Annotated in this window: 8 protein-coding genes; 5 read left to right on the top strand and 3 right to left on the bottom strand. The window is 74.7% G+C overall.

What is annotated here, in order from left to right:
- The first annotated feature begins 149 nt into the window (after positions 1 to 149).
- From DZF91_RS10385 to DZF91_RS10375, 3 genes are read left to right on the top strand one after another with little or no spacing between them, the layout of a single operon-like run.
- Positions 150 to 1,223, top strand: a complete 1,074-nt coding sequence (locus DZF91_RS10385; RefSeq protein WP_117357266.1) for an iron-containing alcohol dehydrogenase family protein — start codon at positions 150 to 152, stop codon at positions 1,221 to 1,223.
- Complete coding sequence (locus DZF91_RS10380) at positions 1,201 to 2,118, top strand: CDP-alcohol phosphatidyltransferase family protein (protein ID WP_117357265.1); 918 nt, start codon at positions 1,201 to 1,203, stop codon at positions 2,116 to 2,118. The genes DZF91_RS10385 and DZF91_RS10380 overlap by 23 nt, the downstream gene beginning before the upstream one ends.
- A 23-nt stretch (positions 2,119 to 2,141) precedes the next feature.
- Positions 2,142 to 2,996: a glycosyltransferase family 2 protein gene (locus DZF91_RS10375; RefSeq protein WP_117357267.1), complete on the top strand. Its 855-nt coding sequence runs from the start codon at positions 2,142 to 2,144 to the stop codon at positions 2,994 to 2,996.
- 3 nt (positions 2,997 to 2,999) lie between these two features.
- Here the strand turns inward: DZF91_RS10375 and DZF91_RS10370 are convergent, their stop codons facing one another.
- On the bottom strand, positions 3,000 to 3,497 hold the full coding sequence (locus DZF91_RS10370) for a hypothetical protein (RefSeq protein ID WP_117357264.1): 498 nt from the start codon (positions 3,495 to 3,497) through the stop codon (positions 3,000 to 3,002).
- Positions 3,498 to 4,368: 871 nt separating this feature from the next.
- On the opposite strand from DZF91_RS10370, the gene DZF91_RS10365 reads away from it, so the two are divergent.
- The gene (locus DZF91_RS10365) at positions 4,369 to 4,644 is read left to right on the top strand and encodes a ribbon-helix-helix domain-containing protein (protein WP_117357263.1); all 276 of its coding nucleotides are present in this window, start codon (positions 4,369 to 4,371) and stop codon (positions 4,642 to 4,644) included.
- Positions 4,645 to 5,157: 513 nt separating this feature from the next.
- Positions 5,158 to 5,460, top strand: a complete 303-nt coding sequence (locus tag DZF91_RS10360) for a hypothetical protein (RefSeq protein ID WP_117357262.1) — start codon at positions 5,158 to 5,160, stop codon at positions 5,458 to 5,460.
- Positions 5,461 to 5,897: 437 nt separating this feature from the next.
- On the opposite strand, the gene DZF91_RS10355 is transcribed toward DZF91_RS10360, so the two are convergent.
- On the bottom strand, positions 5,898 to 8,414 hold the full coding sequence (locus tag DZF91_RS10355; RefSeq protein WP_117357261.1) for a HelD family protein: 2,517 nt from the start codon (positions 8,412 to 8,414) through the stop codon (positions 5,898 to 5,900).
- A gap of 86 nt (positions 8,415 to 8,500) precedes the next feature.
- A partial coding sequence (locus DZF91_RS10350; RefSeq protein WP_147341091.1) for an SDR family NAD(P)-dependent oxidoreductase occupies positions 8,501 to 9,221 on the bottom strand: 721 nt, incomplete at its 5' end.

The raw sequence follows: 9,221 nt of genomic DNA, 5'->3' as shown, positions 1-9,221 counted from the left end.
GGGTGCGGCGGCGACGCCGTACCGGCGGCGGACGCGCCCGCGCGCCGCGCGCGCCTCGCGCCCCGCACCCGGCACCGCAGTCCGTCCGCCTCCCCGGACACCCGCCCCGACCCGGGCTCTTCGTCCCCCCGCCCGAGGAAGAAGGCTTCATGCCACTGCTGACGCGGATGCTGAACGCGCCGCTGTCCATCGACGTCCGTCGCGGCGCGGTCGCCAGCCTGGGCGAGCTGCTCGCCGACGGGCGGATCGCCACCGAGGGCCGCGTCGCGATCGCGGTCGGCCCCGGGCAGGGCGTCAAGATCGCCGAGCACGTCCGGACGTCCCTGTCGGCCTGCGAGGTCTTCCAGGTGGACGGCGGGACGGTCGACGCGGCGGTCGCGCTCGGCGGGAAGCTGCGCGCCGGGCAGTACGAGGCGGTCGTCGGGATCGGCGGCGGCAAGACCATCGACGCCACCAAGTACGCCGCGACGCTGTCGGGCATCCCGATGGTGTCGGTCGCGACGAACCTGTCCCACGACGGGATCTGCTCGCCGGTGGCGTCCCTGGAGCACGACAGCGGCAAGGGCTCGTTCGGCGTCGTCATGCCGCTCGCGATGATCGTCGACCTGGACTACGTCCGGTCCGCGCCGGACCGGCTCGTCCGGGCCGGGATCGGCGACGTGGTGTCGAACTTCTCCGCCGTGGACGACTGGCTGCTGGCCGCCGAGGCGGTCGGCGAGCGGGTCGACCGGATGGCGCTCACCGTCGCCCGCACCGCCGCCGAGGCGCTGCTGCACCAGCCCAAGTCGGTCGAGTCGGACGAGTTCCTGACCGTCCTCGCCGAGGGCCTGGTGCTGTCGGGGATGGCGATGGCGTTCGCGGGCGACTCGCGGCCCGCGTCCGGCGGCGACCACGAGATCATGCACGCCATCGACCGGCTGTTCCCCGGCACCGCCAACCACGGGGAGCTCGCGGGCCTCGGCGCCGCGTTCTGCTACCACCTGCGCGCCACCCACCTCGGGACGGGCGGGGAGCGGCTGGCGGAGATCCTGACCTGCCTGGAGCGGCACGGCCTGCCGCGCACTCCGGGCGACGTCGGCCTGTCGGCGGAGCAGTTCGCCGCGGCCGTCAAGTTCGCGCCGGAGACCCGTCCCGGCCGCTATACGATCTTGGAACACCTCGACCTCGACGCCGCCGCGGTCCGCGCGGCGGTGGACGACTATGTCCGGGCCTACGGAGGCTGACGTGACCGTTCCGACCGAGGGGGGACGCCCCCCCACACCCCCCGGTCCGACCGCGCCGGAGGCCGCGCCCGCGGCCCCGTCCGACGACCGCCCGACCCGCAAGGCGGCGAAGGTCGCGGACGTCCGGCGGTACGGACAGCCGCCCGGCCTGAAGGACCGGCGCAACGAGGAGCACTGGGCCGGCCGCCTCTACATGCGGTCGCTGTCGCCGTACTTCTCCTGGCTGGCGCTGCGGCTCGGGTTCAGCCCGAACCAGCTCACCTACATGATGATGGCGTGCGGCGTGCTCGCGGGCGCGGTCGTGTCGATCCCGGGCTCCGGGACGGCGGCCGTCTGGCCCGCGCTCGGCGGCGCCGTCCTCATCCAGGTCTACCTGCTGCTCGACTGCATCGACGGCGAGGTCGCCCGCTACCTGCGCCGCACCTCGGTCGCGGGCGTCTTCCTCGACCGGATCGGGCACTACCTGTCGGAGGTCGCGCTGCTGACCGGCCTCGGCTTCGCCGCCCAGGGCGGCTGGCGCAACGGCGGCTACGTCGAGCTGGGCCTGCTGGCCGCGCTCGGCGCCGCGCTGATCAAGGCCGAGACCGACAACGTGGTGGTCGCGCGCGCCAAGTCCGGCCTGCAGGCCGACCCGACCGGCGGCGACCGGGCGCTGCGGCCCCGCTCCACCAAGATCGCGCTGGCCCGGCAGGCCGCGTCCATGCTCGGCTTCCACCGGATCATCGGCGCGGTCGAGCTGTCCCTGTTCATCCTGGCCGCGGCGGTGCTGGACGCGGTGCTCGGCACCGACACCCCGGCCGCCATGCGGGTGCTGTGCGTGGCGGTCGCCGCGGTCGCCGTGGTGCAGACCCTGCTGCACCTGATCAGCATCCTGGCCTCGCGGAGGCTCAAGTGAAACTCAGCGTCGTCGTCCTCACCATGGGCAACCGGCCGGCCGAACTGGCCCGCGCCGTGCAGAGCGCCCTCGACCAGGAGCACGTGGACGTCGAGGTCGTCCTGGTCGGCAACGGCGTGGACCCGGTCGGCGAGCGGGCCGGCGAGGCGCCGTTCGACGACCCGCGGGTGAAGACGCTCAGCCTGCCGCGCAACCTCGGCATCCCCGGCGGACGGAACCGGGGCGTCGAGGCGTCCAGCGGGGACGTGATCCTCTTCCTGGACGACGACGGCTGGTACCGCTCCACCCGGCTCGGCGCGCACCTGCGGGACCGGTTCTCCGCCGACCCGACCCTCGGCATCGTCTCGTTCCGCGTCCGCGACCCCGAGGGCGGGCGCGGCGAGCGCCGCCACGTGCCCCGGCTGCGCGCCGGCGACCCGGAACGGTCGTCGGAGGTCACCACGTTCCTCGGCGGCGCCTGCGCCGTCCGCCGCGCCGCGTTCGATGCGGGCGGCGGCCTGCCCGAGGACTTCTTCTACGCGCACGAGGAGACCGACCTCGCCTGGCAGGTCCTCAACGCGGGCTACCACATCGTGTACGACGCGTCCGCGGTGATGTTCCACCCGGCCGTCCTGCCGACGCGGCACGAGATGTTCTACCGGTACAACGCGCGCAACCGCGTCTGGCTGGCGCGCCGCAACCTGCCCTGGCTGCTGGCGTTCACCTACCTCGGCGTCTGGGTCGGCATGACCGTCCTGCGCGAGCGCAAGCCGAGCGCGCTGAAGCCGTGGTTCCAGGGCTTCGTGGAGGGCTGGCGCAAGCCTGCGGGGCCGCGCCGCCCGATCTCGTGGAAGACCGCCTGGCGGATGACCCGGACGGGCCGTCCGCCGATCATCTAGCCGTCACCCCGGAAGCCGCCCGGCCCGGATCAGCCGCCGCGCGCGGTGCGTCCGGACGGGCGGCAGGGCGCCCCGGCGGTCGCCTCCGCCGCGCTCCGCGAACCGCGCGACGTCGTCGCGGGCGAGCCCGCCGCCGTAGACGGCCGCCCAGCCGACGAGCCGGTGCTCCTTGACGTGCACGTCGATCCGCTCGAACCCGTCCGCGACGGGCAGCCCCTCATGTCCGGAGGCGGACAGGATCTCGTGCACGCGCGCGGACAGGATGAGGCCGAGGAGCCGTCCCGGCTCGGTGACCCTCTCCTTGAGCAGCGGCGCCTCCAGGAGGCGCGCGGCGGCGATCATTGAGTCGCCGAAGGCCCCGCGCTCGTCCACGGCGGCGCGTCCGGCGTCGAGCGAGACCCGCAGGCGCAGGTCCAGACCGGGCCCGGCGGACCGGTCGTGCTGGCGCAGCTCGTCCAGCATCGCCGGGACGGCCCCCGTGACCAGCCGCTCGACCGGCACGCTGTCGGGCAGGAGCAGCAGCGCGCCGTCGCCGCGGTCCTCGCGGTACCAGACGGACGGCCCGGCGCCGACCCCGTCCAGCGCGTCCTGGACGAGCGTGTAGGTGACGTCGCGGATCGTCCGGCGGTCCCGCTCGGTACGCCGCGCGGCCCCGAACCCGACGATGTCACGAACATGATCGTGCAGTCCCGCGTCCCCCGCCAGGGAGACGCCGCGTGCGCTCCGGCCGCGGGGATACGCACGTCGGGCGGGTGATCGTCCGGGACGATCGCCGGCGAGGGCCGCGCGGGAAAGGGGGCCTCCGCCTCCGGCCCGGGCGCGGCCAGCGTGGTCGCCGACATGGTCGCCGTCCGCTCCCGGACCAGCAGCATGGCCCGCTCACTCGCGTCCGCCCCATGGGCGCCCGCCCCGTCCGCGATCGTCCCCGGCCCGGGCCCGCCCTGCCGCCTCACCTCGTCAAGCCGCCCCAGGAACAGCACCACCGTCAGGTGCGTCACCGCCATGAACCCCATCGCCACGACGACGAGCACACCCCCCACGACCACCAAGACCGTCCCCGCCATCAGCCGCTCCCGGTCTCTCCCAGGACCCGCCGAGTGCGGGCCACACTGACGACGGTAGACTTTGATGTGAGTGATGTACATACGTTAGTCACATCGAAGTCGCATAACCGGGAAGTAAGAAGCTTGAAACAGCATCCAACCGGGTAGACCCTTTCGCACCCGCGTTGACCGGTGTACGTCCCAGGCGCATACTGGCCGCGCACGGCGGTAGCCGTCCGGGGGCGTCCCGGCGGGCCGCCGGCCGTGCGGACGAGTGCCGACGGGCCGTGAGCGGGGCGAGGAGTCGTCCCGGTGGAGGAGATCCGCTGATGAACAGGTCCGAAGCCCCCTCGCCGGAGCAGAGCCGCGACCAGTCCGCCCCTGCGGAGGGGCCGGGCACGCGCGAGCGTGTCACCGTCAACCTCACGGCGAAAGGCGCCGCCGCGCTGAGCGAGCTCATGCGCCTCACCGGCGACACCAAGACCGACGTGATCAACCGGGCCCTCGGCGTCTACGCGTACCTGGAGACCGTCGAGCAGGAGGGCGGCAAGGTCTACGTCCGCGAGCAGGACGGGGCCGACCTGGAGCGCGTCCGCTTCCTCTGAGTCACCCCACCGCCGCCGATCGTGCGGCGGCCTCCCGCTTCCCTCGGTCTTGGGTGCGCGCTGCCTGCTTGATGCGCCCTGGCGGGATCTCTGGGCGGGCCTGAGTCGACATCACGGCATTTGACCAGGTCAGGTGTGTCTTCACCGCTGCTCTTGATATGCCGTGGCGCCCGTCGCTCCGGTCGCGAAGTCGTCCGGAAGGCTCCAAACATCCCAACGAATGGATGAGAGCTACAACCAACGCTTCGTTTTGTTCGGTATGAAGCATGATCGCATGTTTGCCGTCGTCAGGTTCAGGAAATCCTATAGGTGCAAGAGGTTGGGATGACTGGAGGAGCCGCATCAATAGGTGCGACCGGATGGTCGGTACGCCCCAGCCAATAGGACGCAATGAGTGCTCGGAAAGTTCATGCCGTTCCGGGCCTCGCCGGATCGCGGAGATCCCCTCCCCGGGTCGACGCGGTCAGCCGCAACCAGAGAGGGACGACACAGAGGAACAGAGGAGGTCCCGCGATGATCAGCGTCGTGATGGTCTACGTGGTGATGGTGGGGGCGGTGGCCGGCCTGCTGGCCATCCCGTTCTACCTCGCCCGCTTCGCCTACCGGAGCCGCCGCGCGCAGTTCTGGCAGGGCCAGGAGGACGGCAGCGGCCAGGTCCGCTACCAGTCGCCCTACGTCTGGGCGCGCCGGACGGCCGACGAGCCCCGGCTGAGCGTGGAGATGCGGCCGGTGCCCCGCCCCGGCGCGGACAGCGCCCCAGTCCGTGAACCGGGCGACGAGTCCGCCCCCGCCCTGGCCGGATCGGGCGCCGGCTGACCGGACGCCCGCGACAGGGAGAAGCGATCCGTGAAGCCCGCCGCGAACCGTCCCGCAACCCGGACCGACCCACCCGTCCGGCATACCGATCTCAGCCGGCAGGAACCGTCCGGCCGAGCCGACCCGGTGATCGCCAAGGCGCCCGTCCGACCGGAGGGCCCACCCCGCGGCGACACCGACGGCGCCCACCCCCTGGACGAGTCCGCCCCCGCGGACGACCAGCACGGGTGACCGGCCGCGGCCGATCAGCGACCGCCGCCCGGCACCGCCGAATCCCCTCCACCCCCACCGGCGAACCGCCCCCCGCCTTCGCCGGACGATCGCGAAGGCCGGACGGCCCACCCTCCTCACCGTCCAGGCCGGAGCACAACCCCGCAGTCCGGACCGCAACCGGTCCGGACTTCAGTCTGTCCGGACCGTTCTCCCGCGAGCCCCGGTCAGTGGCCGAGGAGCAGGGACTGCCAGTGGGGGGAGGACGTGAGGACCGTCAGGCGCTGGGTGGCGCGGGAGACGGCGACGTAGAGGACGCGCAGGCCGCGCGGGGACTGGGACGCGACCGTCTCGGGGGCGGCGATCACCGCGGCGTCGAACTCCAGGCCCTTGGCCTCCAGGACGTCCAGGACCTGGACGCGGTCCGGGAGGCCGTCGGCCAGGCGCTCGCGGTCGGCGGTGGTCCAGGCGTCGGCGGTCGGCATCGGGACGATCAGGCCGATCGTGCCCTCCACCTGGCCGAGCAGTTCCTCGGTCGCCTCGCGGGCGGCGGTGCGGAGGTCCTCGGCCGGGACGACCCGGACGACCGGGTCGAGGCCCGACTCGCGGACCGCGCGCGCCGGACGGGCCTCGGGCAGCGCCTCGGCCAGCACCCGGGCCGACACGGCGGCGATCTCCACCGAGTTGCGGTAGTTCGTGGTGAGCTCGTACTCGTGCCGGACGGTCCGGGCCGACGTGCGGGCGGGCTGCCGGCGGCCCCGCCGGTTGCGCGCCGGCTTCTCCCCGCCCAGGGCGGCGTCCATCGCGGCGCGGGCGGCCTGGAGGTCCTCCCAGGCGCTCTGCGCCGGGTCCTCCACGATCGTCCAGCTCGCCTGGCGGCCCCGGCGGCCGAGCATGCGCCACTGCATGGGCGACAGGTCCTGCGCCTCGTCCACGACGATGTGCGCGTACTCGGGGCGCTCCTCGACGACGCCGTCGTCCACCCGGCGGGCGCGCTCCATCCGCTCGATCGAGGTGGTCAGCTCGTCCATGCCGGGCTCCCAGTCCTCGTCCGGGACGGCCTCGCCGGTCAGGACGTTCACGCCGTCCACGACGAACGGGTCGTCGGCGGCGGGGGCGCGGCGGCGGCGCGGCGGGCGCGGCGGGCTGCCGAGCTGCGCGTCGAGCTCGTCCAGCAGCGCGACGTCCTGGTAGGTGCGGATGCCGGAGGCCCAGGAGGCGGCGAGCGCGTCCAGGACGCCCCGGTCCAGGTCGCGGCCGGCGGCGCGGCGCAGGCGGGCCGGGTCGGACAGGGCGGTCAGCACGTCCAGCGGCGTGCGGATCGGCCACCACGCCTGGAGGAAGTCGGTGAACGCGCGCTGCTCGCGGACGCGGGCGTCGAACTCCTCGCGGCTGCCCCGGCGCGGCGCCGGACGGCCGTCCGCGTCGAGCTCGCCGAGCCCGTCGGCGGCGAGGATCGAGTTCCACAGCGCCAGTTCGCCCTGCCCGGCGGCCTCGGCGTCCTCCTCGACGGCCTGCGGGCCGCCGAGCCGGCCGAAGGCGTCCCAGAGGGCGTCGAGCAGCACCTCGGCGGCCCGGCCGCGCGCGGTGTTGACCGAGCCGCGGGCGCGGCGGTGCACCTCGGCGCGCAGCCGGTCCAGCCGGCCGCGGTCCAGGCGGACCACGACGCCGCGGTAGACGACGCGCAGCTCGTCCGGGGCGCCCGGGGCGTGGTCGGTCACGGCGCGGCGCAGGACGGCGACCATCGCCTCCGAGCCCTTGGCGCGGGCCAGTTCGGGGGTGTCGTGCGCGGACGCGGTGACGCCCGGCACCAGGTCGCCCAGCGAGCGCAGCGTCGCCGAGCCCTCGCCGAGGGACGGCAGGACGCGCTCGATGTAGGACGTGAAGCGCGGATTCGGGCCGACGACCAGGACCCCGCGCGAGCCGAACCGGCGGCGGTGCCGGAAGAGCAGGTACGCGACGCGGTGCAGCGCGACGGCCGTCTTGCCCGTGCCGGGGGCCCCGCGCACCAGGACGGTGCCGTCGGCGGGGGCCCGGATGACCTCGTCCTGCTCGCGCTGGATCGTGGCGACGATGTCGCGCATGGTCCCTTCGCGCGTGCGCGCGAGGGACGCCAGGAACGCGCCGTCGCCGACGACCGAGAGCCCTTCGGCGGCGTCCGGGTCGAGCAGGTCGTCCTCGATGTCGACGACCTTGTGGCCGCGCGAGTGCAGCACCCGGCGGCGGATCACGCCGCGCGGCTCCTCGGGGGTCGCGCGGTAGAAGTCCTCGGCGGCGGGCGCGCGCCAGTCGATCACCAGCGAGTCGTGCTCGCGGGTGCGGACGCCGATGCGGCCCACGTAGCGGACCTCCCGGCCGTCCACGATCCGCCCGGACGGCTGCGCGTCGTCGGCGTACTCGCGCGGGGCGAGATCGAGGCGGCCGAACACCAGGCCGTCGTCGGCGATGTCCAGGGCGTGCGCGCGCTGCGCCGCCTGGTGGACCATCGCGTCGCGGTCGACCAGCGAGCCCTTGGTGCCCGCGAGGGACTGCCGGAAGCCCTCGCGCAGCATGGCCCGGGCGTCCTCGCGCATCTCGCCGAGCCGGTCGTACGCCTCGTCCACGAAGCGCTGCTCGGCGGCGATCTCGCGGTCCTTCAGCGGGGCCGTCCCGTCCGTGCCGGCGGGGGTGTTCGCGTCCGTGCCGGCAGGGGCGCTCCCGCCCGCCGCGCTGCCGGGCGAACGGTCGGTGACCTCGGACGACATGGCTGGCTGCTCCTCGCGGCGACGGGCGGCGTCCCGGGACCGCCCCGGGAATGCGAAACAGACAGCCTACGCGGTCCGGGGTCGCCTCAGCGTGCCGCCGTGACCCGTCCCACAAGGCGCGCGGTCGCGCCGGGGGCCCAGCGCCGCGCCCGGGCGACCGCCCTGGTCAGCGGGTCGGGGAGCACGTACAGGTCGTGGGCGGGACGGGCGAGCGAGCGGTCCACGGCGTCCAGCACGACGCCCGGCGGGATGCCGCGCATGCGGCCGGTGGCGGCCGGATCGGCGGACGCGGCGGCCCGGAAGCCGGGCGTATCGACCTGGCGGGGGCAGACGACCCGGATCACGACGCCGCTCCCGGCGTGTTCCGCCGCGACCGCCTCGGCGTAGGCGTTCACCGCGGCCTTCGCCGCCGCGTACGCCGACGTCTTGGGGACGGGCAGCAGCGACGCGAGCGACGAGAACAGGACCAGCTCGCCGCCGCCGCGCTCCAGCATCCCCGGCAGCGCGGCCCGGACGACGTTGACCGTGCCGAGGAAGTCGGTCCGGAGCACGCGCTCGACGTCGGCGAGAGGCTGCTCCAGCGCGGTGGCCATGGGCCCGACGGCCGCCGCGTGCACCACCCGGTGGACGGGACCGGCCTCGGCCACCACGGCGTCCACGGCCTCGGCGTCGGCGACGTCGCAGACCCGGACGCGGGTGTTGGGGGAGCGGTGGGCGGTCGCGCCGAGGCCGTCGGCGTCCAGGTCGGCCGCGACGACCTCCCAGCCCGCGGCGGCGAGGCGGCGGGCGGCGAGCGCGCCGAGCCCG

The sequence above is a fragment of the Actinomadura logoneensis genome (assembly GCF_003428695.1).
GTDB classification, from domain to species: Bacteria; Actinomycetota; Actinomycetes; order Streptosporangiales; family Streptosporangiaceae; genus Spirillospora; species Spirillospora logoneensis.
The sequence above is the reverse complement of the archived record's forward strand: the minus strand, read 5'-3'. Positions and strand labels throughout refer to the sequence as shown.

What these genes read in the sequence shown, in the direction of transcription:
- DZF91_RS10355 (WP_117357261.1), bottom strand. Translation starts at nt 8,414, where the DNA reads ATGTCGTCCGAGGTCACCGACCGTTCGCCCGGCAGCGCGGCGGGCGGG.
- DZF91_RS10360 (WP_117357262.1), top strand. Translation starts at nt 5,158, where the DNA reads ATGATCAGCGTCGTGATGGTCTACGTGGTGATGGTGGGGGCGGTGGCC.
- DZF91_RS10365 (WP_117357263.1), top strand. Translation starts at nt 4,369, where the DNA reads ATGAACAGGTCCGAAGCCCCCTCGCCGGAGCAGAGCCGCGACCAGTCC.
- DZF91_RS10385 (WP_117357266.1), top strand. Translation starts at nt 150, where the DNA reads ATGCCACTGCTGACGCGGATGCTGAACGCGCCGCTGTCCATCGACGTC.
- DZF91_RS10380 (WP_117357265.1), top strand. Translation starts at nt 1,201, where the DNA reads ATGTCCGGGCCTACGGAGGCTGACGTGACCGTTCCGACCGAGGGGGGA.
- DZF91_RS10375 (WP_117357267.1), top strand. Translation starts at nt 2,142, where the DNA reads ATGGGCAACCGGCCGGCCGAACTGGCCCGCGCCGTGCAGAGCGCCCTC.